Origin of the sequence: Actinopolymorpha sp. B17G11 (assembly GCF_040196095.1) — a bacterium.
Lineage (GTDB): Bacteria > Actinomycetota > Actinomycetes > Propionibacteriales > Actinopolymorphaceae > Thermasporomyces.
In genome coordinates this window covers 167012-193909 of record NZ_JBEFTW010000003.1, presented here as the reverse complement: position 1 = coordinate 193909, position 26898 = coordinate 167012, and the positions used below count along the sequence as shown (strand labels likewise).

22 protein-coding genes are annotated in these 26898 nt (G+C 68.7%); 9 read left to right on the top strand and 13 right to left on the bottom strand.

Features of this window, described 5'->3' with window-relative positions; all coding sequences use genetic code 11:
- The first annotated feature begins 98 nt into the window (after positions 1-98).
- From ABN028_RS05035 to ettA, 5 genes are all read left to right on the top strand, one after another.
- Positions 99-1907 (top strand): ABC transporter ATP-binding protein, encoded by a 1809-nt coding sequence (locus ABN028_RS05035; RefSeq protein WP_349327533.1) that lies wholly within the window; start codon positions 99-101, stop codon positions 1905-1907.
- Positions 1900-3735: an ABC transporter ATP-binding protein gene (locus ABN028_RS05030; protein WP_349695790.1), complete on the top strand. Its 1836-nt coding sequence runs from the start codon at positions 1900-1902 to the stop codon at positions 3733-3735. Before ABN028_RS05035 ends, ABN028_RS05030 begins: the two co-directional genes overlap by 8 nt.
- 50 nt (positions 3736-3785) lie before the next feature.
- Entirely contained in the window at positions 3786-5078 is a 1293-nt protein-coding gene (gene larA, locus ABN028_RS05025) for a nickel-dependent lactate racemase (protein WP_349695789.1), read from the top strand.
- A 193-nt stretch (positions 5079-5271) separates the two neighbouring features.
- Positions 5272-5943, top strand: a complete 672-nt coding sequence (locus ABN028_RS05020) for a single-stranded DNA-binding protein (protein WP_349327536.1) — start codon at positions 5272-5274, stop codon at positions 5941-5943.
- 205 nt (positions 5944-6148) lie between these two features.
- Positions 6149-7831, top strand: a complete 1683-nt coding sequence (gene ettA / locus ABN028_RS05015) for an energy-dependent translational throttle protein EttA (RefSeq protein ID WP_349327537.1) — start codon at positions 6149-6151, stop codon at positions 7829-7831.
- 6 nt (positions 7832-7837) lie between these two features.
- Here the strand turns inward: ettA and ABN028_RS05010 are convergent, their stop codons facing one another.
- Positions 7838-8371 (bottom strand): MarR family winged helix-turn-helix transcriptional regulator, encoded by a 534-nt coding sequence (locus ABN028_RS05010; RefSeq protein WP_349695788.1) that lies wholly within the window; start codon positions 8369-8371, stop codon positions 7838-7840.
- A 107-nt stretch (positions 8372-8478) separates the two neighbouring features.
- Between ABN028_RS05010 and ABN028_RS05005 the strand changes: the two genes are divergently transcribed.
- Both ABN028_RS05005 and ABN028_RS05000 read left to right on the top strand, forming a co-directional pair.
- Positions 8479-9027: a YceI family protein gene (locus ABN028_RS05005; protein ID WP_349695787.1), complete on the top strand. Its 549-nt coding sequence runs from the start codon at positions 8479-8481 to the stop codon at positions 9025-9027.
- Between the two features lie 131 nt (positions 9028-9158).
- Positions 9159-9569, top strand: a complete 411-nt coding sequence (locus tag ABN028_RS05000) for an acyl-CoA thioesterase (protein ID WP_349327540.1) — start codon at positions 9159-9161, stop codon at positions 9567-9569.
- Positions 9570-9581: 12 nt separating this feature from the next.
- On the opposite strand, the gene ABN028_RS04995 is transcribed toward ABN028_RS05000, so the two are convergent.
- A complete protein-coding gene (locus ABN028_RS04995) occupies positions 9582-10409 on the bottom strand; it encodes a GNAT family N-acetyltransferase (RefSeq protein ID WP_349695786.1) in 828 nt (275 codons plus the stop codon).
- Complete coding sequence (locus ABN028_RS04990) at positions 10406-11254, bottom strand: DUF1707 SHOCT-like domain-containing protein (RefSeq protein WP_349695785.1); 849 nt, start codon at positions 11252-11254, stop codon at positions 10406-10408. Before ABN028_RS04990 ends, ABN028_RS04995 begins: the two co-directional genes overlap by 4 nt.
- A 266-nt stretch (positions 11255-11520) precedes the next feature.
- Between ABN028_RS04990 and ABN028_RS04985 the strand changes: the two genes are divergently transcribed.
- Positions 11521-12906 (top strand): Gfo/Idh/MocA family protein, encoded by a 1386-nt coding sequence (locus tag ABN028_RS04985; RefSeq protein ID WP_349327544.1) that lies wholly within the window; start codon positions 11521-11523, stop codon positions 12904-12906.
- A 56-nt stretch (positions 12907-12962) separates the two neighbouring features.
- Here ABN028_RS04985 and ABN028_RS04980 read toward each other — a convergent pair whose 3' ends face one another.
- From ABN028_RS04980 to ABN028_RS04935, 10 genes are all read right to left on the bottom strand, one after another.
- Positions 12963-15323 (bottom strand): glycoside hydrolase family 95 protein, encoded by a 2361-nt coding sequence (locus tag ABN028_RS04980; RefSeq protein ID WP_349327545.1) that lies wholly within the window; start codon positions 15321-15323, stop codon positions 12963-12965.
- A gap of 202 nt (positions 15324-15525) precedes the next feature.
- Complete coding sequence (locus ABN028_RS04975; protein ID WP_349695784.1) at positions 15526-15786, bottom strand: hypothetical protein; 261 nt, start codon at positions 15784-15786, stop codon at positions 15526-15528.
- 346 nt (positions 15787-16132) lie between these two features.
- The gene (locus ABN028_RS04970; protein ID WP_349327547.1) at positions 16133-17824 is read right to left on the bottom strand and encodes a glycoside hydrolase family 13 protein; all 1692 of its coding nucleotides are present in this window, start codon (positions 17822-17824) and stop codon (positions 16133-16135) included.
- A gap of 151 nt (positions 17825-17975) precedes the next feature.
- Positions 17976-18554 carry a globin gene (locus tag ABN028_RS04965; protein ID WP_349695783.1) on the bottom strand — a complete coding sequence of 193 codons (579 nt, stop codon included), beginning with the start codon at positions 18552-18554 and terminating at the stop codon, positions 17976-17978.
- Between the two features lie 129 nt (positions 18555-18683).
- Positions 18684-19769: an ABC transporter ATP-binding protein gene (locus tag ABN028_RS04960; RefSeq protein WP_349695782.1), complete on the bottom strand. Its 1086-nt coding sequence runs from the start codon at positions 19767-19769 to the stop codon at positions 18684-18686.
- 195 nt (positions 19770-19964) lie between these two features.
- Positions 19965-20969: an ABC transporter ATP-binding protein gene (locus ABN028_RS04955; protein ID WP_349695781.1), complete on the bottom strand. Its 1005-nt coding sequence runs from the start codon at positions 20967-20969 to the stop codon at positions 19965-19967.
- Between the two features lie 9 nt (positions 20970-20978).
- Positions 20979-21902, bottom strand: coding sequence for an ABC transporter permease (locus ABN028_RS04950; RefSeq protein ID WP_349695780.1), 924 nt, complete (start codon positions 21900-21902; stop codon positions 20979-20981).
- Positions 21899-22999, bottom strand: a complete 1101-nt coding sequence (locus tag ABN028_RS04945) for an ABC transporter permease (protein WP_349695779.1) — start codon at positions 22997-22999, stop codon at positions 21899-21901. Before ABN028_RS04945 ends, ABN028_RS04950 begins: the two co-directional genes overlap by 4 nt.
- Before the next feature lie 10 nt (positions 23000-23009).
- On the bottom strand, positions 23010-24824 hold the full coding sequence (locus ABN028_RS04940; protein WP_349695778.1) for an ABC transporter substrate-binding protein: 1815 nt from the start codon (positions 24822-24824) through the stop codon (positions 23010-23012).
- Positions 24825-25119: 295 nt separating this feature from the next.
- On the bottom strand, positions 25120-26133 hold the full coding sequence (locus tag ABN028_RS04935) for a LacI family DNA-binding transcriptional regulator (protein ID WP_349695777.1): 1014 nt from the start codon (positions 26131-26133) through the stop codon (positions 25120-25122).
- 247 nt (positions 26134-26380) lie between these two features.
- On the opposite strand from ABN028_RS04935, the gene ABN028_RS04930 reads away from it, so the two are divergent.
- Positions 26381-26806, top strand: a complete 426-nt coding sequence (locus tag ABN028_RS04930; RefSeq protein ID WP_349327558.1) for an OsmC family protein — start codon at positions 26381-26383, stop codon at positions 26804-26806.
- Positions 26807-26898 lie beyond the last annotated feature (92 nt).

Sequence of the window (26898 nt, the reverse complement as noted above, 5' to 3'; positions counted from 1 at the left end):
TGCGGGCGTGGAGTCGGCCGTTCCCGCAAGGGGCCGCAGGTGACGCGCGAAGCGTAATTGCGTTGTCCCTGTCGGTGGCCGCCGTTACGGTCGTCGCTGTGTTCGCCTTGATCTGGTACGCCTACCGGGTCGCTCGTGGCAGCACCGTTCTTGCGCTCACCCTCGCCGTTGCCGCAGCCAGCACCGGAGTCCTCCTCACCTACCTCGTCGGGCAGGTCGTCGGCGCGGTTCCGGGCATCGTTACTGGCGGCTCCAGGGCCATGTCGATGGTGGCGTTCGGCTGGTTGCTCGCCGCCCTGCTGACCGTGTTCGTCGTGGAGACAACCCTGCCAGCGATCCGCCAGGCCGCCGAGTGGAGCATGTCCAATCGGATCAGCCGGGACATCGGCGTACGCGTGACTGATCCGCTGCTGGCTCCGTGGCGGATCAGGCATCTGGAGGATCCCGAGGTTCAGGACGCCCAGCAGCGGGCCAAGGGCAAGGATGGCTACCAGGTCAGCTTCGGACTCCGCATCCTGCCGGGTTTCCTCAGCAGCCGGCTCACGCTGCTGGGTTCGGCGGTCCTGGTGGGCCGGATGTTCTCCTGGCCGGTAGCTGCCGGCCTCACGGCCGTGACTCTGTTCATGGAATGGCACCGTCGGCGGGTGCTCGAGGGCGAGGTCGACTCCTGGTGGGGGCTGACCGAGGGTGCGCGGCGGGCCGGGTACCTCTTCGACCTGGGGATGCGGGACGCGCCCAAGGAGCTTCGGGTGTTCGGTCTTGGTCCGTGGCTGGTGGAGCGGTACGTCGCGCAGTGGCTCGACGCGATGCGGCCGATCTGGCAGGCCCGGCGCCGAGGCACCCTTGTGGCGGCGGCCGTGGGTGTGCTGCACCTCGGTGCCCATGCGTTCGCGATCGTGCTCGTCGGCCGGGCCGCGCTCGCCGGCCAGTTGCCACTCACCCAGGTGGCTACGGCGGTGCCGGCGATCCTCGCCGTGGGGGCGTCGTACAACGGATTCGCGGCCGTTCAGGTCAGGCGTGCGCTGACGGCCTACCGCGCGATGTGTGACCTGCCGGGACTGATCGCCGAACGCCATCCCGAGACCGGTGAGGGGAGCCGGCATCCGGTGGCCGCGATGCCGCGGGAGGAGATCCGATTCGAAGGCGTGACCTTCCGCTATCCGGGGTCGGAGGTCGATGTCCTGGCCGGACTTGACCTCACCATCCGTGCCGGCGAAGCGCTCGCCCTGGTCGGGGTCAACGGCGCCGGCAAGTCGACCCTGGTCAAGCTTCTCGCCGGCGTCTACGCGCCGACCACCGGACGCATCACCGTCGACGGGGTCGACCTGCGTGAGCTCGACCTCGTTGCCTGGCAGCGCCGGATCGCCGCCATCGTGCAGGACTTCCTCCGCTTCCCGCTCTCGGCAACCGACAACGTCGTCTTCGGCGCGGACGAACACGCCGGCGACGGCGCCGCGGTGACGAAGGTGGCGACGGAAGCGGGGATCGCCGAGACCATCGCCGCGTTACCGGCAGGGTGGGACACCGTGCTGGACAAGACCTACGACGGCGGTGTCGACCTGTCGGGCGGGGAATGGCAGCGGGTCGCGCTCGCCCGGGCGCTCTTCGCCGTCGACGCCGGAGCGGGTGTGCTGGTGCTCGACGAGCCGGCCGCCGCGCTCGACGTACGCGCCGAGGCCGAACTCGTCGATCGCTACCTCGACCTCACGTCAGGCGTCACGTCGCTGATCATCTCCCACCGGTTCTCCGTGGTCCGTGACGCGCACCGGATCTGCGTCCTTGACCGCGGTGCGATCGTCGAGGCCGGTACGCACAAGGAGTTGCTGGCCGAAGGGGGCCGCTACGCCCAGATGTTCGGCCTCCAGGCCGAGCGCTATCTGACCGAGGACGGTGTGTCCCGTGCCTGAGGGGGTCCGGACGGACTCAGCGCGCGCCCCCGAGTCCCTGCGGATGCCGGAGACCCTCCGCGCGCTGCGGTTGTGGGTCGCGACGGCGTTCCGGGCGGCGCCGCTGCTGGTCGTCGCCCAGTGTCTGCTGGCCGCCGTGCAGGCGGTCACGGCTCCCGCCCAGACCTACGGCGTGAAACTCCTGGTCGACGGACTCACCGGCCATGATTCCGCCACCGTCGTGTGGGGCATGGCCGTGATCCTGGCCGGCTTCGGCGTGATGTTCGTGGGCATGGTGATCAGCGGACCCGTGCAGGACACGACCGCCGAACGTGTCTCCGGGCAGATCTACCGTGACGTCCTCGACGTCACCGTCTCCGTGCCGGGCATCGTCCATCACGAACGCCCCGACGTCGCCGACAAGATCGAGCTGATCAGGGACCAGGCATGGCGGCTGGGCGTCAGCTTCGAACTCCTCCTGTTCGTGGTCGGCACGGCGGCCAACACGGTCGCCGTGCTCGGTCTGCTCGGGTCGGTCCATCCGGTGCTCCTGCTGCTGCCGATCCTTGGCCTGAGCCGAGTCTGGTCGGCCTTCCGCGGCTTCCAGCGATCGCAGGACGCCATGGAGCGGACGACGCCGCACGACCGGGTGATGAACCGGCTGATCGAGATCTCCAAGGACCCTCGCAGCGGTCTCGAGGTGCGGGTCTTCGGCCTGCGGCCGGTGCTGACCAGGCGGCTCACCGAACTGATGGACGAACGCCTCGACATCCAGGAGACCGCCCTACGCAAGGGGGCGGTGCTCGACGGGACCGTCCGGATCTGCTTCGGACTCGTCTACTGCGCGGCGATCCTCTGGACGCTGTGGATGGCGCAGGCCGGCCGGCTCTCGGCAGGTGACGTCGTCCTGATCATCCTGGTTGCTCCCCAGGTGGACCAACTGGCCGGTGGTATCGCCGGCAACGTCTACTGGATGGGCGAGATCGTCCGCAGCTTCGCCCGGTACGACTGGTTGCGTCGCTACGCCGCCGACAACTCCTGGTCGGGCAGCAGCGATCCCGGACCGGCGAAGCTGCGCGAGGGCATCACCTTGCGCGACGTCGGGTTCAGCTATCCGGGTTCGGACCAGCCCGTCCTCCGCGATGTCAACCTCACCTTGCCGGCGGGATCGACCGTGGCGCTGGTCGGCGAGAACGGCGCCGGCAAGACGACCCTCGTCAAGCTGCTGGCCCGGCTCTACGACCCCACCACCGGCGCGGTACTCGTCGACGGCACCGACCTGCGCGACATCGACCCCGACGCATGGCGGAAGCGGATGTCAGCCGGGTTCCAGGACTTCGTCAAGTTCGAGCTGCCGGCACGTGAGGTCGTGGGCCTCGGCGACACCGGCCGGATGACCGACGACGCCGCCATCAAGGCGGCCCTGCTCCGGGGCGACGCCGAACCCGTCATCGAAGGGCTTCCGAGCGGACTCGACACCCAGCTGGGCCGGAAGTTCACAGGCGGTGTCGATCTGTCCGGCGGGCAGTGGCAGCGGCTGGCGCTGGCGCGGGCGTTCATGCGCGACCGGTGCCTGCTCCTGCTGCTCGACGAGCCGACGGCGGCGCTGGACCCCGAGGCCGAGCACACGTTGTTCGAACGCTTCGCGGAGGCGTCGCGGATCGCTGCGCGTGAGACGGGCGGGATCACGGTGCTGGTGTCGCACCGGTTCTCCACCGTACGGATGGCCGACCTGATCGTGGTGCTGGTCGACGGGCAGGTGGCGGAGGCGGGCAGCCACGCGGAGCTCCTCACCGGAGGCGGCCGCTACGCCGAGCTCTTCGAGATGCAGGCCCGCGCCTATCGCTGAGGGTGGCGTACCGTCGGGGTCGACGACCTTCGGGCGAGAAGGGGAGCGATATGGCGGGAGCGGGTGCCTCGATCACGGTGCGGCTGGCCTATGGCGAGCGCGGTTTGGACGTACGTCTGCCTGCCGACCGCACGGCGCTGGTCCAGCCGCGTTACCGGCCGGGGGTCGCGGATCCGGCCGCCACCCTCGCCGACGCGCTCCGCCACCCGGTGGCCGGGTCGCCGCTTCGCGAGGTCGTACGCAGGGGACAGACGGTCGCCATCTCCGCCTGTGACAGCACGCGGCCGCAACCCCGGCACCTCATGATCCCGGCGGTGCTTGCCGAGCTGGCAGACGTCGTACGACCGGAGGACGTCACCATCCTGGTCGCCACCGGCACCCACCGGTCGAACACCGACGCGGAGCTGCGGGCGATGTTCGGCGACGCGGTGGTCAACCGTGTCCGGATCGTCAACCATGACGCGCGCAACGACGCGGAGCTCGTCTGGTGCGGACGTCACGGCAACGACGTGCCGGTGTGGCTCAACCGCGCGTGGGTCGACGCCGACGTACGCCTCACCACCGGTTTCGTGGAGCCGCACTTCTTCGCGGGCTTCTCGGGCGGGCCCAAGCTCGTGGCGCCCGGGCTCGCCGGCCTGCAGACGGTGCTGACGCTGCACGACGCCGCCCGGATCGGCGACCCGCGTGCGACGTGGGGGATCACCGAGGGCAACCCGGTCCACGACGACGTACGCGCGATCGCCGCCGCCACGGGTGTCGACTTCGCGTTCGACGTGATCCTCAACCGAGACCAGGAGATCGTCGGTGCGTACGCAGGCGAGCTGTTCGCCATGCACAGGGCCGCCTGCGCGGCGGCGAAGGACAACGCCATGGCGCCGGTCGACGCGGCGTTCGACGTGGTGCTGACCACGAATTCCGGCTTCCCGCTGGACCAGAACCTCTACCAGGCGGTCAAGGGCATGTCGGCCGCGGCGAAGGTCGTGAAGCCGGGAGGTGTGATCGTGTGCGCGGCCGAGTGCCGGGACGGATTCCCGGACCACGGTTCCTACCGCGAGGTGCTCACGTCGGCACCGTCGCCCGAGGCCCTGCTCGAACGCATCGCCGCACGTGACCACACCGTCCCTGACCAGTGGCAGGTGCAGGTCCAGGCAGCGGTCCAGGCGAAGGCCCGGGTCGTCGTGCACACGTCGTACCTCTCGGCTGACGATCTGCGCGCCGCCCACCTGGACCACACGGCCGACGTCGAGAAGACGGTCGAGGAGGCGTTGGACGCCGCGGGTGAAGCGGCGCGGGTCTGTGTCCTTCCGGAGGGACCGCAGACCATTCCGTACCTCGTTGACTGACTGGTTGGCTGACAGGTTTCCTGGCTGGCTGGCTGGCTGGCTGGCTGGCTGGCTGGCTGGTGCGTTCCGTCGCTGCCAGGTTTTGTCCACAGGACCCAGATCGGCGGTCTTTTCCACACCCGAACGCCGCCGCGGCCCGCAGGTGATCGTGCTCCGCCATCGTGGTGAGCACAGTTCACGAGAAGGGTCAGACATGAACGAGACGATGATCAGCATTGCCGGCAACGTCGCGACCGAGATCCGGTTCCTGCGTTCCGATCGAGGCACTCCGCTCGCGTCGTTCCGGCTTGCGTCGACTTCGCGGCGATTCGACCGGAGTCAGGGGGGCTGGGTCGACGGTCGCACGACATACGTGACTGTCGTGTGCTGGCGCGCTCTCGCCGAAAACGTGGCGGCGAGCCTGCGCAAGGGAGAACCGGTCGTGGCCACCGGCCGCCTGCGGGTGGAGCCGTGGGAGCGCGACGACGGTCGCAGCGGAACGTCTGTCGAGATCGAGGCCCAGGTCGTCGGTCACGACCTGTCCCGGGGAACCTCGGCGTTCCGGCGCACCCGGCGCGAGCACGTGGACACGCCATCGGACGCCAAGGTCGCCGAACAGCTCGCGCGGAGCCTTGACTCGGTGCCGCTGAACGACGAAACCGACGCGTCGACCACGGCACCCGGTCCAGGTTCGACCACGGCACCGCGCTCGGCAACTGGGCAGGCGACGCCTCAGTCCAGCCCGGGTTCGGAAGCAACCACAAACCAAGACGTCGGCGCCCCCAGCGCCGAAGCGGCTGCGCTGCCCACGCAACCGCGCAGCGGCGGTCGAGCCTCTCGGGCCGCCGCCGCGTCCTCGGCAGGCGCCGACCAGCGGGCCGCCTGAGTGGCGGCCCGTCCGAGATAGGCGGTTTGTGACCGTCTCATCTCGACAGCTGCCGGGCGGCAGCCCGCCCGCCTGACGGTGTGCCCTGCCAGCCCCCCGCCGGTGGCGGGCACGGGACGCCGCCCGGCAGCGCCGGTCTCGACGCGATGTTGCAGGATAGGTATCTGTCTGGTTCTCCCCCCGATCTCTCCAAGGTGAATGCCACGTGCCCGAGTTCATCTACACGATGCGCGGCGTCCGCAAGTCGCTCGGTGACAAGGTCGTCCTCGACAACGTCACCCTCTCGTTCCTCCCCGGAGCGAAGATCGGCGTCGTCGGCCCGAACGGCACGGGCAAGTCGACCCTGCTCAAGATCATGGCCGGCATGGAGCAGCCCTCCAACGGTGACGTGATGTTGGCGGCCGACGCGACTGTCGGAATGCTCCAGCAGGAGCCGCCGCTGACCGAGGACAAGAACGTCCTGGAGAACGTCCAGGAAGGCGTGGCCGACACGAAGGCGATGCTCGACCGGTTCAACGAGATCTCTGCCGAACTCGCCGATCCGGACGCCGACTACGACGCGCTCCTCGCCGAGATGGGGGAGTTGCAGACCCAGCTCGACCACCGGGACGCCTGGGACCTCGACTCGCGCCTCGAGATGGCGATGGATGCTCTCCGATGCCCGCCGGGGGACGCTGACGTCACCCCGCTCTCCGGTGGTGAGCGGCGGCGGGTCGCGCTCTGCAAGCTGCTGCTGTCCCAACCCGACCTGTTGCTGCTCGACGAGCCGACCAACCACCTCGACGCCGAGAGCGTCCAGTGGCTCGAGCAGCACCTTGCTGCGTATCCCGGCACGGTCCTCGCCGTCACGCACGACCGGTACTTCCTCGACAACGTGGCGGGTTGGATCCTCGAGCTCGACCGCGGCAAGACCTTCCCCTACGAAGGCAACTACTCGACCTATCTCCAGACCAAGCAGGAGCGGCTCACTGTCGAGGGTCGCAAGGACGCCAAGCGCAAGCGGATCCTCGAGCAGGAGCTCGAATGGGTCCGGTCCAACCCGAAGGCGCGCCAGGCCAAGAACAAGGCCCGGCTGCAGCGTTACGAAGAGCTCGCGACCGAGGCGGAGCGAGCCAAGAAGATCGACTTCGAGGAGATCCAGATCCCTCCAGGCCCCCGTCTGGGCAACCTGGTGCTCGACGCGACCGGCCTGACGAAGGGCTTCGGCGACCGGGTCCTCATCGAGGATCTGTCCTTCTCGCTGCCGAGAGCGGGCATCATCGGCGTGATCGGCCCGAACGGGGTGGGCAAGACCACCCTGTTCAAGATGATCGTGGGCGAAGAGAAGCCTGACGCCGGAGAGTTGCGGGTGGGGGACACGGTCAGCCTGTCCTACGTCGACCAGAGCCGAGGACGTATCCCCGCGGAGAAGACGGTCTGGGAGGCCGTCTCAGACGGCCTGGACTGGATCAGGGTCGCAAGCTTCGAGATGCCGAGCCGGGCGTACGTCGCGTCGTTCGGGTTCAAGGGTCCCGACCAGCAGAAGCGCGCGGGAATCCTCTCAGGCGGGGAGCGCAACCGACTCAACCTCGCGCTGACGTTGAAGCAGGGCGGCAACCTGTTGCTCCTCGACGAGCCCACCAACGACCTCGATGTCGAAACCCTCCAGTCGCTGGAAAATGCTCTGCTGGAGTTTCCTGGCTGTGCCGTCGTCACGTCACACGACCGGTGGTTCCTCGACCGGGTGGCGACCCACATCCTGGCCTGGGAGGGCGCCGACGAGAACCCGGCGAAGTGGTTCTGGTTCGAAGGAAACTTCGCCGACTACGAAGCCAACAAGATCGAGCGACTCGGACCCGAGGCGGCGCGGCCGCACCGGGTGACCTACCGCCGCCTCACCCGCGACTGAGTTGGCCTAGGTCCCGCGCGACTCGGCACCGCGCGACTCGGCACCGCGCGACTCGGCACCGCGCGTCGGGGTGTTGTGCGATGAGGTGGACTGACCGCCGCGGCTGATGACCGACTCGAAGGCGCGACCGATCGCCTCGAAGTCGGCGTCGCTCACGAGATCGACGAACCCGTCACGCACGCCGGCCACATGGATCGGGGCGGCCTCGACGAGCCTGTCGTAACCCGTGTCGGTCAGTTTGGCGAGCACGCCGCGCCGGTCCGACGGGCACGAGTGGCGCTCGACGAGACCGGCAGTCTCCATCCGGGAGACGGTGTGGGTGAGCCGGCTACGGGAGTGGTGGACCGACTCGGCCAGTTCCGCCATTCGCAGCGTCCGGTCCGGCGCCTCTGACAGGCGGACCAGGATCTCGTACTCGGGCAGCGACAGGCCGAGCCCAGCCAGGTCCTGGTCAAGCCGCTCCATGAGGTGGGCCGCCCCCAACAGGTAGGTACGCCAGATCCGCTGCTGTGAGGCCGTGAGCCACCGAGGCGTCGTCATGCCCACCAGCGTAGCGCCATGGTTGACGATTCAACGAACGTCCGCTAGGGTCGGACCCAATGTAGTTGAAGATTCAATAGGGATCGCCTGAAGGAGACCTCGCAACCATGACAATTGCCACGACGTCCGCGCTCGTCGCCGGGACCTGGGCCATCGATCCGGCACACTCCGAGGTCGGCTTCACGGTCCGTCACCTGATGACGAAGGTGCGTGGATCCTTCCGTGAGTTCGACGGGACGATCGAGGTCGCCGAGGACCCGGCCGCGTCCAAGGCGACGGTGTCGATTCAGCTCGCCTCGATCGACACCGGCACCAAGCAACGGGATGATCATGTGCGGTCCGGAGACTTTCTCGACATCGACAACCACCCCGTGATGACCTTCGTCTCGACGGGGATCAAGCCCGACGGCGACGGCTTTGTCCTGACCGGCGACCTCACCGTCAAGGGGGTCACCAGGTCGGTCGATCTCTCCGCCGAGTTCCTCGGCGTCGAGGAGGACGCCTACGGCAACACGCGTGCCGGGTTCGATGCGACCACCACCATCGACCGCAAGGCGTTCGGCGTGGACACGAACGTGCCTCTCGGCGGCGAGAAGCTCCTCATCGGCGACCAGGTGTCGGTCCAGTTGTCCGTCCAGGCCGTCCTGCAGAAGTAGGACCACGGGCGCCGTCCTGCAGAGTAGGACATCGGGCAGGTCAAGCGACGCCAGGGAGCTGTCGCGCGTCCGCACCGAGACCCTGCGATCCCCCCACGAGCGGTCATCGCCAGGCCTGAGAGGATCGCGGGGTGGCGCCCTTCGTGTTCCAGTGCCCGCTGCGCTGGTCAGACATGGATTCGTACGGTCATGTCAACAACGTCGAATTCTTGCGCCTGCTGGAGGAAGCACGGGTCGCGTTGTTCTTCGACGGCGCCCGGCAGGCGGGCGTGAAGAGCTTCGAGGGCGAACTCGTCGTCGTACGCCATGAGATCGACTACAAGCGTCCCCTGGTCTACCGGCCGGAGCCGATCACCGTCGAAACCTGGGTCACCACGATCCGCTCCTCGTCGTTCACGATCGACTATGAGGTGAGCGACGAGGCGACGCGCTACGCCTCGGCGCGAAGTGTGCTGGCGGCCTACGACGCCGAGCTCGACCGGCCACGCCGGCTGAGCCCGGAGGAGCTTTCGTGGCTGGAGCGGTACCGCGGCGACGAGTGACGGCCAGGCGTGTTACCCGAGCTGGCGCCACAGTGCGCGGACGAACTGCACGCGCATGCCAACTCGTTCCATCGCGCGATGACTCGTCGAGAGGTAGTCGGCGCCACTGCAGACGAACTCGACACCGGCCGCGTGCGCGTCCGCGATCCGGCGTCGGAGCAGCGCGGTCTGCAAGCCGCGGCGCCGGAATGCCGGATCGGTCGCCGCGTCGGCACAGTAACCCACTTTGTCGTGCAGGAAGAGGATGCCTGCCGCCGCCGGCCGGCCATCCACCCGCGCAAGGTAGAGCTGCCACCCGGGAAGGCCCAGCCAAGGCTGTACGTTCGCCTTGAACCCGGCTCTCTCCGGGATCTGCCAGCCGGCCGTGTAGGCGTCGAGGAAGGCATCGAACTGCTCGGCCGTCGTGACCCGCTCGACGGCGGCAGCAGCGTCCGCCGCATCCGCGTCGCCACCCAGCGGTTCAGGCTCGCGGATGAGCGAGGTGTGGAAGCCTGCTTGGAAGTATCCGAGGCGGCTGAGCTCCCGGCCGAGCTCCTTGTCGTAGGTGCCCGGGACCAGCTCGAACTGCGTCTGGATGCCCGCGGAGCGATACCACTCGGCCAGCGGCGCGACGTGCCGTTCGAGTCCAGAGCGCAGTCCGGTCACGGCATTGAACCCAGGGATGTGCCGGGCCATCATCGCCACCACCCCGTCGTCGACGTGGCGGTAGGCGACCCCGATCGGATTGCCAGGCAGGCGTTCCAAGATCCGCAGCCTGGCAAGGGTGTAGGCGGTCTCGACGATGATCGTCTGCCGGATCAGGTCGAGTGAGGGCAGGAGCACGCCGCGCCCTGCGGTCATCGGCTGGGGCGGGCCTTGCGCTTGACGTTGACGCCACCCCAGAACGCCAGTCCGGTGACGCGGACAACCGGCCGGCTGGTTCGCGGCGCAACGGTTCCGCCGGTGGCGTGGCCCCTGTCCGCGTTCTCCGCGCCGTCCTGACCAGGCTCCGCGTGGCTGTGGCTGCCGTGGCTGGCGGCGCCCACGTGGCTGCCGTGGCCGGTGTGGGGGAGTGCGGGGCGCCGATCGTCCTCCGAGCCCCCGGAGTCGGGTTCGACCACGTCGCTGCTGTCGTCGAAGCCGCCCATGATCCCGACACCGTCGACGATGACGTCGACGTCCTCCGGCACGATCACTTCGATGCCACCCATGATCGCGAACGCTCGGATGGTCACCTCGGGCTGGGTGAAGCGGGCGTTCCGCAGGTCGAGGTTGACCCCGCCCCAGAAGGCGACGGCGGTGTGTGCGTGGGGGACCACCCAGGATCCACGGCGGTTGACCCCGGACATGAAGGCGATCGACACCGCCTGCCCCGGCAGGGTGCCGCGGTAGGCAGGCGCCGCCGCTGGTTCCGGGCGTGCGGCCAACCCGGTCGCCGGGTCGACGGCAGGAAGATCATGGGTGAACCGGTCCAGCTCGGCGTAGGTCCGAGCGGCGTAGACCCCCTCGAGACGTTGGTCCAGCTCATCAAGGGTGAGCCGGCCGTCGCCCGCCGCGTCACGCAGTCGCTCGGCCACCTGGTGCCGGTCGGCGTCCGAGGCGCGCACATCACGCGGGCCGTTCGGCTCCGTGGGCTCGACGTGCCCCGCCGAGGCAGTCGGCTCGACCCGTCCCTTCGGGTCGGTTGGCTCAGGCAGCTGTGTCACGGCGACAGCTTAGAGCGCTGGGGCGAGTCGGCAACGCTTACCGCCCGACCGGGCTCCATGGTCGACGGTGGCGCCTCGGGACGTGCTGCTGGCGAGTGGGCCGGTCCTGGTCGGCTCCGGCGCTCCACCTTGCGAGGGGACTTGATTGGGTCTAGTTTGCCGAGAAAGCGCTTACCAGGCGGAGCGTCGCGGGACGGCGTGAGAGTCGCACACCCACGCGATGACCGGCACGACGGCGACCCGAGCGGTTGCCGGAAGGAGTTCGGATGACCACGCAGGATTCCTCGAAGGCACCGACAGCTGCGACGGTTCAGGCCGGTGGGAGCGAGCGGGCGAGGTACGCCGTGGTCGGCTTGGGTTCCAGGTCCCGGATGTTTACGACCGCGCTGCTCACCGAGTATCACGAGAGCGGTCAGCTGGTTGCGCTGTGCGATCCCAACCAGACCCGGATGGGCTATTACAACAAGAAGTTCGCCGACTCCTACGGCATCGCCCCGATTCCGACGTACGCACCGGACGAGTTCGTCCGCATGCTCGACGAGGAGCGGGTCGACACCGTGATCGTCACGTCGGTCGACCGTACGCACGACCACTACATCGTCACGGCGATGGAGAATGGCCGTGATGTCATCTCCGAGAAGCCGCTGACGACCGACGCGGACAAGTGTCAACGCATCCTTGACACCCAGCACCGGACCGGCCAGAAACTCACCGTCTCGTTCAACTACCGTTACGCGCCGCGCAACTCCGCGGTCAAGGACCTCCTCCAGTCCGGGGCGATCGGTGACGTTCAGTCGGTGCACTTCGAGTGGCTGCTCGACACCCGGCACGGCGCCGACTACTTCCGCAGGTGGCACCGCGACAAGCGCAACTCCGGCGGCCTGATGATCCACAAGGCAAGCCACCACTTCGACCTGGTGAACTGGTGGCTCGGCACAGTGCCGGAAACGGTGTTCGGATTCGGCGACCTCCGCTTCTACGGCCGCGACAACGCCGAACGCCGCGGCGAGGTCGTCCGGAGCTATCGCAGCCACGGCAGCCCCGACGGCGAGAAGAATCCCTGGGCGATCAGTCTCGCCGACGACCCGACCCTGCGCGCGCTCTATCTCGACGCCGAGCACGAGGACGGCTACCTGCGCGACCGCAACGTGTTCGCCGACGGCATCAGCATCGAGGACGACATGTCGGTGCTCGTCCGCTACGCGACGGGCGCGACGATGACCTACCACCTCACGGCGTACTCCCCGTGGGAGGGCTATCGCGTCATGTTCAACGGTACGAAAGGGCGCCTCGAGCTCAACGTCGAGGAACGTTCGTACGTCAGTGGAACGGCGCAGGATCCGAACAAGCCTGGCGCGGGTGCGGCGAAGAAGGCGCCGCCCATCGACCGTGCGCAGCTGATGATCCGTCCGTTGTGGGATGTGCCCCAGCCGGTCGAGGTCGAAGAGGGCGCCGGCGGTCACGGTGGTGGTGACCGGCGCCTGCTCAACGACCTGTTCGGTGAGGTCAAGGAGGCCGACCCGCTCGGCCGTGCCGCGACCCACGTCGACGGTGCGTACGCGATGCTGGTCGGCGCGGCGGCGAACCGTTCCTTCGCGAGCGGCCTGCCGGTGCGGATCCGCGATCTCGTCGACTTCCCCGGCGGACGCTGACCGCAAGGCGGGCGCCAGGCTGTTGTGAGTGGCAGGGCGCGGCGACGGGAGTGGGGTCAGCCGGTGGCCACGACTTCGTACCGCTCGCCTGTCCGGGCTTGCATCGTCACCAGAGTGCCACTGCGGTGATGGTCGACGAGATCGCCGGTCGCGCACTGGATGAGAACGTAGCGACCGTTGGCAAAAAGCGTGCTCACCAGCCGCAGCTTGACGTCCCGGCCGGGGGAGGAGAAGTGGATGCGGGTAGGTAGTCCGCCCGCCCACGCGATGTCCACGATGACGCCTCCGCGGCCACGCAGGCCGGTGACGGTGCCCTGGCGCCAACTGGAGGGCAGTGCGGGGAGGATGTGGAGCGTCGCTCGGTTCTCGCCGTCCCACCGGCTCTGGAGCAGCATCTCCGCCATCCCGGCTGTCGCGCCGAAGTTCCCGTCGATCTGGAACGGTGGGTGCGTGTCCCAGAGGTTGGAGAGCGTGGAGTGCCGCAGAAGCTCGCGCAGCATCCGGTGCGCGTGGTCACCGTCGTGTAGTCGCGCCCAGAAGTTGATCTTCCACGCCTTGCTCCACCCGGTGCCGCCGTCGCCGCGCGCCCGCAAGGTCGCCATGGCAGCCTGGGCCAGCTCCGGAGTCTTGCTGGGCGAGATCCGTCCGCCAGGGTGGAGTGCGTAGAGGTGCGAGACGTGCCGATGGTCGTCAGTCGCGTCGTCGACGTCTGCTTTCCACTCCTGCAGTTGCCCCCAGCCACCGATCCGGAGTCCGGGGTCGAGTCCCCGCAGTGCGGTGGCGAGCCGCCGGCGAAACGCCGGATCCTCACCGAGGACCTCGCTCGCCGCAATCGTGTGTGCGAAGAGGTCTGCCACCACCTGCTGCGCCATGGAGGCCCCCGCCGTCACCGGTCCGTGCTCGGGTGAGTAGCTCGGCGAGACGACCAGCAGGCCGTCATTGACGTCGGGTACGAGGAAGTCGAGCCAGAACAGTGCCGCCTCGGCCATGATCGGAAATGCCTTCGTACGAAGGAAATCCACCTCACCGCCGAACTCGTAGTGTTCCCACAGGTGCCGGCACAGCCATGCTGCCGCCTCGGGAAACCAGAACGACGTCGGGTGGTCGCGTACGCCGGCGAACCCCCAGACATTGGTCTGGTTGCCGACGATCCAGCCGCTGGCTCCGTCGAGTTGCTTCGCGGCGTCGCGACCGGCTGGTCTCAACGCATCGATGAAGTCGACGAGCGGGGTGACGGACTCGGCCAGGTTGGTGGCTTCGGCGGGCCAGTAGTTCATCTGCAGGTTGATGTTGACGTGATAGTCACTCGACCATGGCGGTGTCGGTGACGCGTTCCACACGCCTTGCAGGTTGGCGGGCAGCGAACCGGGTCGCGACGAGGCAAGGAGCAGGTAGCGCCCGTACTGGAAGAACAACGATTCCAGCGCACGAGAGTCCGGGCCAGTCCCGTCGTAGCCAGCGAGCAGTTCGTCGGTGGGAACCGTCGTGTGTGGGGGCGCCCCGATGTCCAGACGCACCCGCCCGAACTGCCCGGCGTAGTCGGTGACATGGCCCGTACGCAGAGCCGAGTACGGTTGCGCCGCGGCGGCGTTGATCCGGCGCGAAACCTTGCGATGGGGCTTCTTCCCACGGTAGCTGGGATAGCGTTCGGCATAGTCGGTTCCCAGGCAGAGCAGCAGCGTCGCGGCCCGGGCCTCCCTGACTGTCACCGAGTCTTCGCCGTCGAGCAGGGAACCGTCCTCGGCCACGACGAGAAGCTGACCTTCGTAGCGCAGTCCGTTGTCGGGAAGGGATCCCCGGATCGTGATCCGGCCGTCGTTGACGTGCACCCGTGCGTGGGGATTCGGGGACTCGAAACGCACGGTCAGCGACAGTTTTCCGGCCTGGCTCGCTTCCAGCCGGGAAGCGATGACGCCATCCGGGTAGCTCGCGAGGTGCTCACGCGAGTAGTGGATGCCGTCGATGTCGTAGTCCACCCGGGCGATCGCGGTGGTGAGATCGAGACTGCGCCGGTAGTTGTCGGCGCTGACGCCCGCGTCGTGCACGTCGATGTACACGTCACCGAACGGTTGGTACGCACCGAACGCCCAGTCCCGCTGGCCAAGCTTCTCCGCCAGCCAGGCGGGTTCGGCGCTGCCGTGGGCGGCCAGGTGGTCGCGCACCTCCTGCAGCGCGCCCGCTCGCTGCCGTTCCCAGAGGCCGTACGCATAGGGGTGGCCGTCCTCCACAGCGCCAGGACCGCCTGTCCACAAGGTCTTCTCGTTCAGCTGGAGATGTTCGGTGGCGACTCCGCCGAACGCCATGGCACCCAGCCGCCCGTTGCCGATCGGAAGTGCCTCGCTTTCCCAGTCGGTCGCGGGTTGGAGGTACCAGAGGGTGAGGGCATGGGGAAACGAGGTGGCAGTGTCTTCAGCCATCGATCGGATGGACGTGATGACGAGCCTCCTGACGGTGGTCGGGATGTGGCTCGGACTGGCCTTCGATCGTACATCTGATGTTTTCGGCTCGTCAGAGATTTGATCTTTCCGCCAGCTCTGCCGCTGTCCGCCGGCACACATGCGTCCGGTCGCTTCCCGGGCCGAACGTGTCGAGCCGGAAAGCGACCGGATGTGTGTGAGTTCAGTTGTCGTTCACGGTTTGGTTGCGTTGACCCGAGCCGAGGATCAGCCGAAGCAGTTCTCGACCGGGTCTCCGCCGTCCGCGCAGTTGGATGGCCGGTTCTTGGTGATCTCCGACTTTTCGTCGACCTCGGCCGTCCCGCCCTCCGTCCTCGCTGTGGTGCAGCGCGACGTTGCTGCCGACGACGGCAATGATGCCGCCGCCCGAGCCGTCTGGACTGGCGATGGAGTTCGCGTTGATCTTGCTGTCGTTGGCCGCCACTTCGCTGGCGAAGCTGAACAGTCCACCGCCAAAACCGCTCGACCGATTCTGGACCAGGCTGGTGTGCGTCAGGTACGTCGTGGAGAGGAAGGTGTCAAGGCCGGCACCGGCACCTGCACAAGCGCGGATTCGAGGTGCGCGTCGTCAGGTGGGGAGGGTCGACGCGGTGGGTTTCGATGATGTGGAATCGACGTTCGGGGTCGAGAAATTCCTGAACTACAACGACCCCGGGTCCCGTGTTCGGGAGCCGGCGGCCGTCGCTGGAATTCCGCGGTAAACCGGAAAGGACGGGCAGGAGTACGGCGAATGGATTCTGCCGGGTGGATACTCTGGCGACTTCCGGTGCTCAGGAAAGTGTCAGCCAGATCGTCGTGTCCGACGGGAGTTCGTCACCGGAGAGCGGGCCGCTTGACAGCAGGACCTTCTCGTGCGGCGGCAGGGCAACCGAATCCGTGCCGAAGTTGACCACACAGCAGAAACGGCCGGGCCGTTCGAACGCCAACAGGTCTTCGGCGAGATCGTTCCGCCACCGCAAGGTCGCATCTGCCAACCCTGGCAGCGATCTGCGCAGCGCCAGCGCCGTCCGGTAGAGCTCCAGAACCGACTCCGTGTCGCCGGTCTGTGCATCGACGCTGAGCGCCTTCCACTCAGCCGGCTGGGGGAGCCACGGCGCGGCCGAGCCGAACCCGAGCGCCGGGGCGTCACCCGTCCACGGCAACGGGACCCGGCAGCCGTCGCGGCCGCGTACTGTGCCACCGCTGCGGGTCCAGATCGGGTCCTGCAGGGTTCCGACCGGAAGGTCCTCCACCTCGGGCAGGCCCAGCTCGTCGCCCTGGTAGACGTACGCGCTGCCAGGCAGGGCAAGCATCAACAGTGCGGCGGCGCGGCCACGGCGGGTTCCCAGCGCGATGTCGGCGGGACCGTCGGCGGCGGTCCGCCGCCGCAGGAGGCCGCCCGCCCGGCCGTACCTCGTCACGTGCCGTGGTACGTCGTGGTTGGACATGACCCAGGTGGAAGGTGCGTCTACTGCGGCGAGGGTCTGGAGATTGTGGTCGATGGAGCGACGGAGGTCCGCGGCGTTCCACGCGCACTTGAGGAAGTCGAAGTTGAACGCCGTGTGCAACTCGTCCGGTCGCAGGTAGCGGGCCAGCCGGTCGCTCTCGGTGCGTACCCACGCTTCGGCGACGAAGACCCGGGAGCCTTCCGGGGTGTCGGCGTACGAGTCGGCGATTCGGCGCCACTCACGGTAGATCTCATGAACGCCGTCGCGGTCCCAGTGCGGGTGGTCTGCGATGTCGGGTTCAGCGAGGAGCTCTTCCTCGTCGAGGCCGATGTCGGGCAGGCCGGTGTGCTTGTCGAGCCCGTGGGCGACGTCGATCCGGAACCCGTCGACGCCACGGTCGAACCAGAAGCGCAGGATGTCGGCGAACTCGTCGCGTACCTCTGGATTGGTCCAGTTGAGGTCCGGTTGCTCGGAGGCGAACAGATGGAGGTACCAGTCGCCGGCCGCACCGGTGCGTTGCGCCTCGTCGTGCTCACTGTTAGGTACGCCGTCGTCGACCCGGGTCCAGGCGGGGCCGCCGAAGACCGAGCGCCAGTCGTTGGGAGGTTGTGCGCCGTCGGGTCCCTGGCCAGGACGGAACCAGTACCGCTCCCGGGCCGCCGAACCCGGTCCGGCTTCGACCGCCGCCACGAACCACGGGTGCTGGTCGGACGTGTGGTTGGGCACGATGTCGAGGATCACCCGCAGGCCGTGCGCGTGCGCCTCGGCGATCATCGCCTCGGCCTCGGCCAAGGTTCCGAACTCGGGTGCGATGCCCCGGAAGTCGGCCACGTCGTAGCCCCCGTCCGCCATCGGCGAGGCGTACCACGGGGTGATCCAGACCGCGTCGACCCCGAGGTTCGCGAGGTAGGGGAGTCGGGACCGGATCCCCGCGATGTCGCCGATGCCGTCGCCGTTGCCGTCGGCGAAGCTGCGGATGTAGATCTGGTAGATCACGGCGGTTCGCCACCATGCGGCGGGCGGTGTCGTGGTCATGACGGCCTCTCGGTGCGGTCGGGCTGCGGTCGATCAGCTCGGCTGGGCTGCGGTCGGTCAGCTCGGCTGGGCTGGCTCGTCGGCCGAGCGTCTCACGGTCTGGATTGGCTGGGTCTGGATGTGGCTGGTCTGGATGTGGCTGGGAACCAGATCAGCGCAGCAGGTTGGGGCGCTGGCCCGGCGCCGCAGGTCCGGGGTCGGCCGGACCAGCGTCGGTCGGACCGGTGTCGGTCGGTCCGGTGTCGGTCGGTCCGGTGTCGGTCGGTCCGGTGTTGACCAGGGAGTTGGCGGCCATGACGAGGTAGGCCCAGAGCTCCTTCTCGTACGCCGGATCGAGGGCGAGCTCGTCGACCGCCGCGCGCATGTGTGCGAGCCACCGGTCGCGGGCATCGTCGGTCACCGCGAAAGGGACGTGCCGCATGCGCAGCCTCGGATGGCCTCGCTGCTCGGAGTAGGTGCGCGGACCGCCCCAGTACTGCTCGAGGAACATCCGCAGGCGCTCCTCGGCCCCGGCGAGATCGGGCTCAGGGTAGAGCGGACGCAGGACAGGATCGTCCGCGACGCCTTCGTAGAAGCGCCGGACCAGGCGTACGAACGTCTCGTGGCCACCGATGGCGGCGTAGAAGGTGCCGGCGTACGCATCGGGTTCCGGGGCGTCCGCGCCGCCCGTGATCGGGATGCCGACGTCCGGATCCTGCCCGGCCTGGGGGTTCTGCGGTTGCTCGCTCATCGCCGTCCATTGTGACAACCGGGACCAAGTCAGTGAACACCGCTCCGGATACCTGGACGATGCACGGCAATTCGCCATGTTGCACGCCGAATGCGCCGCGCATCGCGGGGGATGATCGCGCGCACATGATCACGTCCGCCCCAGGACGCGGGCGGCATGGAGGTGGCAGGCGACTCCGGCGGCACCGGGCTCGGCGGCACCGGGCTCGGCGGCACCGGGCTCGGCGGCACCGGGCTCGGCGGCACCGGGCTCGGGAGGCGTCGTGGCGACGCTGGCGGTGGTGCCGGCTTCGATGATCTCCACAGGGGTACGCCGGCAGGACTCGGCTACGCCGGCGGCCTCCGCCGCGCCGGACGCGAGCTCCTGACACCGGGGATGGAACCTGCACCCGGCCGGGATCTGCGTCGCGTCGGGTGGTTCGCCGGCGAGGACGATCGGCGAGGCGATCGGCGAGTCCGGCAGTACCGACACCAGCGCACGCGTGTACGGATGCCGTGGATCGGAGAGGATCCGCTCGACCGGACCGGTCTCGACGATCCGCCCGAGGTACATCACGGCCAGCCGGTCGGCGATGCTCCACGCGAGCCCGAGGTCGTGGGTCACCACGAGCGCCGCCAGACCGAACTCCTCCCGCAGCCGCAGTAGCAGCGCCAGGATCTCGCCCCGGACGGACGCGTCGAGCGACGCCACCGGCTCGTCGGCGATGATCACCTTCGGCTCGAGGACCAGAGCACCCGCGATCACCACGCGCTGGCGCTGCCCACCGGACAGCTCATGGGGGTACGCCAGGAAGAACCGCTCCGGCGGGCGCAGTCCGCAGACTGCCAGCGCGTCGGCCACCCGGTCGCGTTCGTTGCCGGTGATCCCGTGGATGCGCAGCCCCTCGGCGACGGCCTCGTAGACGGTGTGTCGGGGGTTGAGCGCGCCCGTCGGGTCCTGCAGGACGAGTTGGACCGAACGCCGGTACGCCTTGAGAGCGCCGGTGCTGTAGGTCAGCGGTTGGCCGGCGTACGCGACCGTGCCGGCGGACGGGCGGACGAGGCCGAGCAGGGTCCGCGCCAGGGTCGTCTTGCCGCAGCCCGACTCGCCGGCGAGTGCCAGGACCTCACCGGGGGCGAGGTCGAGGTGGACGCCGTCGACGGCGCGGGCGGTCCGCCCACCACGGACGCGGAAGTCGACTCGCAGGTCACGCGCCGACAGGATCGGTTCGCTCATGCGGCGTTCCTTCCCTTTCCGCCTCGCTGCTTCGTGGGTGTTCGACCGGAGGCCAGCAAATCCTCGCCCTCGCGGGCCAGCCTCCAATGACCACGCTGAGCAGCCCTGTGGAGTCTGACCAGGCGTCCATGCCTGTGTCGGGTCCCGGTGGCATGCTCAGCGTGGTCATTCTCGGCACGGTCATGCTCAGCGTGGTCATTGTCCGGACCCGTGCGGCGAGCCCGACGACAACGGCGGCGCCCCGGCTGCGCGTACGCAGGCGGCGCGACGGTCACCGCCGTCGACCGGCCACAGACCTACGTCGGCCGTCGAGCACCCCGGCAGCACCACCGGGCACCGCGGATGGAACGGACACCCCGACGGGATCGCGGCCGGGTCGGGTGGATCGCCGCCCAGCCCGCGGGGGCGCCCACGCGAGCCCGGGTCACCAATGGTCGGAAACGCCGCCGCCAGCGCTCCCGCGTAGGGATGCGCCGGGGAGGTGAAGACCGACCGGGCGGGACCGACCTCCACGACTCGGCCCGCGTACATCACCGCGAGCCGCGCACAGGTGGACGACAGCACCGAGAGGTCGTGGCTGATCATGAGCAGACCGATCCCGCGCTCGGCGACGAGGCCGGCGATGAGGTCGAGCACCTGGGCCTGGATCATCACGTCCAGCGCCGTGGTCGCCTCGTCGGCGATGATCAGCCGCGGCGAGCAGGCGAGAGCCATCGCGATCATGACCCGCTGCCGCTGGCCCCCGGAGAGTTCGTGCGGGTAACTGGCCGCCCGCCACGTCGGCAGGCCCACCTGGGTGAGAAGGTCGGCCGCCCGCTGATGGGCCTGCGCCTCGGTGACCTTCTCGTGCAGCAGGATGGGCTCGGCGATCTGTCGACCGATCCGGTGGACGGGATTGAGCGCGTGCATCGCACCCTGGAAGACGATCGAGCTGCCGGCCCATCGCACGGCCCTGAGCTGTCCCCACGACATGGCGAGTACGTCGTCGCCATCGAGCAGCACCTGTCCGGTCACCGTCGTACCGGCGGGAAGGAGCCGGAGCAGCGCCAACGCGAGCGTCGACTTGCCACAGCCGGACTCGCCAGCGATGCCGAGCGTCTCACCGACGTCGAGGGTGAGGTCGACGCCACGCACGGCCGGTACGTCGCCACGGGTGCCGTGGTAGGTGACCGCGAGGTCGCAGACGTCGAGGAGCACCATCGCCAGCCCTCACCGCCCCCGCAGCCGCGGGTTGAAGACGGCCTCCAGCGCGCGCCCACACAGCGTGAAGCACAGGACGACCACCAGGATCGCGAGGCCGGGTGTCAGGAGATACCACCAGGCGCCGTAGGTGATCGCTCCGGAGGAGTTGGCCCGGCTCAACATGCCGCCCCACGAGATCCGCGACGGATCACCCAGCCCGAGGAACGCCAATGTCGCCTCGGCAAGGACCGCGCTCGCCACCTCGAGGGTGGTGCTGGCGAGAACGAGAGGCATCACGTTCGGGAGGACGTGCCGGGTCATCTGGTGCCAGTGACCCGCACCGAGGGCCCTGGCGCGTTCGAGGTACGGACGGGCTTCCACGGCGAGAGTCTGCGCCCGGATCAGCCGTGCCGTGCCGGCCCACGACGTGACGCCGATCGCGACGATGATCGTGGTGAGGCTCGGTCCGAGAACCGCGGCGAGGGCGATCGCGAGTACCAGCCGCGGCAGAACGATGAACCAGTCCGTGATCCGCATCAGCAACCCCGCGAACCACCCGCCGAAGTGCCCCGCCGCGATACCGACGAGGGTGCCGATGCCCATCGCCAGCAGAGTCGCCGTCACGCCGACCAGCAAGGAAATCCGGGCCCCCCACAGGATGAGGAGCAGAACTGACCGACCGGACTCGTCCGTACCGAGGAGGAAGCGTGCACTCGGTGCCTCCAGGCGTTCGCCGGTGACCTGGGTGACGTCGAGGCCGCTCTCGTCTGTGAGGAGCGGTGCCGCCAGCGCGAGCACGACGATGAGGACCATGCCGGTGAGCCCGGCGACGCCCACTCGCTGCCGCCGGTAGTCACGCCAGAACCGCGTCAAGGCCGCCTTGCGTCGCTCCCAGGCGACCGCGCGACCCGATGCCAGCCCGGCCGTGTCGGGTGCCCCGGTGGTGCTCATGCGTGCCGCACTCTCGGGTCGAGGAACCGGTAAACGAGGTCGGCTGCGGTGTTGGCGAGGATCACCGCGGTGGAGAAGAACAGGAACGTCCCCTGCAGGAGTGGCAGGTCGGGGATCTTCAACGCCTGGTAGGCCAGCAGTCCGAGACCCGGCCAACTGAACACCGTCTCGGTGAGGATCGCGCCGCCGACCACGCTCCCGAGTTGGAGGAACACCAGCGTCACCGTGGGCAGCAGCGCGTTGGGTACCGCGTGCCGGCTGCGTACCTGGGCGTCCCGCAGGCCCTTGGCGCGCGCCGTCGTGAGGTAGTCGTTGCCCATCTCGTCGAGGATCGACGACCGCATGACAAGGACGTACTGCGCGTAGATCACCGCCGTCATCGTGACGACTGGCAGGACGAGATGGTGCAGGGTGTCGAGCGTCTGCGGCCAGAACTCGTCAGGGGTACGCGGCGCGACCATGCCGTTGATCGGAAAGAGCCCGAGATAGCGCGCGAACACCATGATGACGAGCATCCCGAACCAGAACGTCGGCGCCGACCAGAGCGTGAGCGAGACCCCGACCTGCGTCTTGTCGAACCTGCTGCCCTGGCGCCAACCCGCCCGCGTCCCGATCCACAACCCGAGGGAGGCGGCCAGCACGAGCGCGGTGCCGGTGAGCAGGACGGTGGCGCCGAGGCGTTCGAGGATGAGGGTCGTGACCGGCTGCTGGTACTGGTAGGACTCGCCGAGGTCGCCGGTCACCACCCCCCGCAGGTAGGTGAGGAACTGCAGGCCGAGCGGATCGTCCAGGCCGAGCTTCTCCCGTAGCGCCGCGCGTTCGGCCGGCGTGGTGGGCACGTCGCGGGTCAGCGCGTCGACCGGGTCGCCGCCGAGGATCCGGAAGAGGAAGAACGCCGAGAACACCACCATGAGCAACGAGAGCGCGGCACCACCGAGTTTGCTCAGGAGGTAGCGGGCGAAGCCGCCTGCACCCGGGCGGGCCCCGGCACCCTCGTGGCCTGGGTCCCCGCCGGCCGCATCCGGTCCGCCGGTGGCCGCGTCCGCCGACCCCTTCGAGTCGGCGGACCGCGCCACCAGCGATGGATCCATCGCCATGAGTGGCCGGCTACTCCCGCTCGTCCGCGGTCTTGCGCCGGCGTACGACGACGAACCCGGCGGCCGCGGCGATCAGCACGACAGCGGCACCGCCACCGACGAAGAGCGCGACGCGCGAGCCGCCAGCATCCTCGGCCTCGATCGGCCTGGCCGACATGTACGCCCAGTTGCCCTGCTGGCCCGAGATCATGCCCCGCGTGGACGGCTGCTTGATGAACCCGGTCCAGCGGTCGCTGCGGTAGGCCTCGAGCGTGTCGGCATAGCGGAGAGTGATGACCGGGGCGTCGGTGTAGAGGATCCGCTGCATCTCCTTGACGATCGCCGCCCGCTTGGCGATGTCGCTCTCGGCCTTCTGCTGCTCGTGCAGCCTGTCGTAGGCCGGGTTGCAGTAGAAGGTGTCGGTGTCGCGCTGCGTCCCGCTCGCGTCGTCGGGTAGGACGCCGCACGTGTGCAGGCTGAGGATCGACGTCGGGTCGGGGCCGACCCCCCAGCCGGAGAAGATGATGTCGTACCGGCCGAGGTAGAGGTTGTCGTTGAGCTTGGTGAAGTCGGCGGCCTCGATCGTCACCTCGATCCCGATCTGCTTCCACCAACCCTTGAGAAACTCGGAGTCGGTCGCCTCTGACGGTGTGTCGGAATGGTTGTGCAGGCGGAACTTCAGCGGCTCGTCCGAGTCCGGCATGCGTCTGATCCCGTCGGACCCGCGTTCGTATCCCGCCTCGTCGAGGATCTGGTTGGCTTTGTCGATGTCGAACGTCACCTTGTCCGCGTCGCTCGGCTCGTAGTGGTAGGTGTCGAAGATCGGCGGGATGTAGCTGATGCCGGGCAGAGCCATGCCGTCATTGACCTTGGCGATCAGCTCGTCCTTGTTGGTGGCGTAGTGGATCGCCTGTCGGACCGCCTTGTCCTTTAGTGCGGGATGGCCGTCGCCGAACTCCTTGCCGTCCTTCGTACGCGCCCCCATGTTGAACGTGATGGCGCCGAACCGGCGGTTCGCCGCCCGGTTGAGGGTGATGCCGGCCTTGCCGTCGAGGGCTTTGTACGCGGCGGGCGTCAGGCCACTCACCACGTCGACCTCGCCGGCGATGAGCGCCTGCACGCTCGCGTCCGGCGTCTTGTAGTAGCGGAAGACCAGCTCGTCATAAGCCGGCGCGCCTGCCCAGTAATCCTTGTTGGCCTTCAGCCGGATGAACTGGTCGGTCTTGAACTCCACGACCTGGAAGGGTCCCGAGCCGGCCAGCGGGAAGTCGAAGTTCTTGAAGTCGCCGACCTTGCCCTCGTGCTTCTCCCAGATGTGCCGGGGGACGATGGCGTTGTCGAGCGCCAGCATCTGGTTGGTCGGGCGCTTGAGTCTGATGACCAGGGTGGTGTCGTTGGGGGCGTCGACGCTGGAGAAGTTCTCCACCAGGTCCGACGACGACGCGCGGGCGTCCTCGTCGGTCATCATCAGGTTGTAGGTGAACTCCGCGTCGCGCGCCGTCAGCGGAGTGCCGTCGGAGAACTTCACGCCCTTGCGGATCGTGTACGTCCACGTCAGGTGGTCCGCCGACTCCTCCCACTTGGTCGCGAGGCCTGGGACCGGATTGAAGTCCGTGGCACTCCAGTCGATCAGCGAGTCGTAGCTCAACCCCGCGACCGTGTAGCCGATCGCGAAGAACGACATGAACGGGTTGAACGTGTCGACCGACTGCGACGCCGCGACGACCAGCTGCGTGGGCTGCTCCTCCTCGGCGCGTGCGCTGGAGGGGAGGACGAGTGCCGTGACGCACGCGAACGCCGCCAGCAGGGCGGTCGCGTGACGCCATCGAGCCGTCGCGATGCGCATCAGACACTCCTCGGAACGGCGCTCGGGCCGAGCGCTCGGGTCAGGCGCTCCCAGGCGGGGCGCTCACGGGGGGAGAAACTTTCTACCGCTGATCACGCCTGGGCGGTAAGTGATCGCGATGCTGCCGTGGTCGCGGCGTCGCGGTCAAGTGATTGCGGGTCACGACCCGGTTGAGCTTGCGCTTCCGCGCCGTGGCGCTGAGGTGGGGGGATCTCTCGGCGCCAGGTGCGGTTCGGGTGAGGGTGCCCCTGTGGCAGGTGGGGTTTGCGTGAGGGTGGCCCCCCGCGCCACCGTCTCACCGACGGAGAGGTGCGGTGCTCTGTCGTACGACCAAGGTGGTGGCCAACTCCATCCGGCTCGGCTCCGATGCCCCGACCGCGATCTGGCGGACGAGCATCCGCATCGCTGCCGCAGCCATCGCGGCGAGCGGTTGCCGGACGGTGGTCAGGGGCGGGTCCAGCCACTGGGAGATCGGGATGTCATCGAAGCCGACGACGCTGAGGTCGTCGGGAATCCGGACCCCACGGGCATGGGCGGCCTGGTACGCCCCGATCGCCTGCTCGTCGTTGCCGGTGACGATGGCGGTGGGTGGGTGGGGGTGGTCGAGCACCCTGCCGGCGGCGGCCTGTCCCTCCTCGCGGGTGAAGAGTGCCGGTGTCACCAGGGCAGGGTCGACGGCGTGTCCGGCCGCCTCGATCGCGTACCGGAACCCGGCCAGTCGAGCGCGTGCCGACTCCACGACCGTCGGCCCGGAGATCGCGGCGATCCGGGAGTGACCGAGGTCGAGCAGGTGCCGCGTGGCGTCGAATCCGCCCTGCCAGTTCGTGACACCGACCGAGAGCGTCTCGGGTCCGCAGTCGCCCATGGGATCCACCGCGACGTGCGGGATGGCGGCGGCGCGCAGCCGGCGAAGGTCCGAGCGCCCGAGCTGCTTGACGACCGCGGCGATGCCGTCGCTGCCACGGCGCAGGATCCGGTCGATCCACGGCGTCCAGGGTTGTGCGTACGGAAGGATCGACACGGCGACACTGAAGTCCGCGGACTCAGCGGTCTCGACCGCCCCTCGCAGGATCTCCTCCGCCCACGGGGTCGCGAGATTGTCGATGGCGAGGTCGATGAGGCCGGTCGCCTGGCGGGTGCGGCTGCGGAGATAGCCGTGGTGACTGAGTAACTCCTCCACCCGTGCCCTCGTGAGGGCGGCCACGTCATGCCTGCCGTTCAGCACCTTGGACACGGTCGGCACGGAAACCCCCGCCTCGGCGGCGATGGCCGCGAGCGTGACTGTGCGAGGACCCGCGGATCCGGGCATCTGGCCTCCCGTCGAGTGGTCGGTCGACGCGGGCGGAGCGAAGGTTCGGACCAGCCTTCCGGGCTCGGCGGGACGGCCTGCCCTGGTCCTGGTCAACGGCGCCGACCGAAAGTCGGAACCGAAACTGCGAGCGGATTTTCGGTAAGGATAGCCAGCAGGGGGAACCGGTGGAAATCGCCACCAGGGTGCCACGGCAAGATGGCCTACGTACGACCGAACAACCATGCAGGAACCGACAGGAGGATCCATGGCCACCACGCGGACCGCGAACGCCCACTGGGAAGGTTCCCTGATCGAGGGAGCCGGTCGGGTCTCGCTCGACTCGTCCGGTCTCGGGACCTACGACGTCACCTGGCCAGCGCGTTCCGAGGCCCCGAATGGCAAGACCAGCCCCGAGGAACTGATCGCGGCCGCCCACTCGACGTGCTACTCGATGGCGCTCTCGCACGGTCTCGCCCAGGCTGGGACGCCGCCGCGCGTGGTCGACACGAAGGCCGACGTGACGTTCCAACCGGGGGAGGGCATCACCGGCATCCACCTGACGGTCCGGGCGGACATTCCTGGTCTTGACGCCGACGCCTTCGCCAAGGCCGCCCAGACGGCGAAGGAGAACTGCCCGGTCTCCAAAGCGCTCGCGGGTACGACGATCACCCTGGACGCCGCCCTGGTCTGAGCTGGACCGGCTCGGTCACCATGCGGAGTTGTCGGAGGCTCACCTGCTTCTGCGCGGCAGACCTCCGACAACTCGACGGGTCGGCCAGCCTC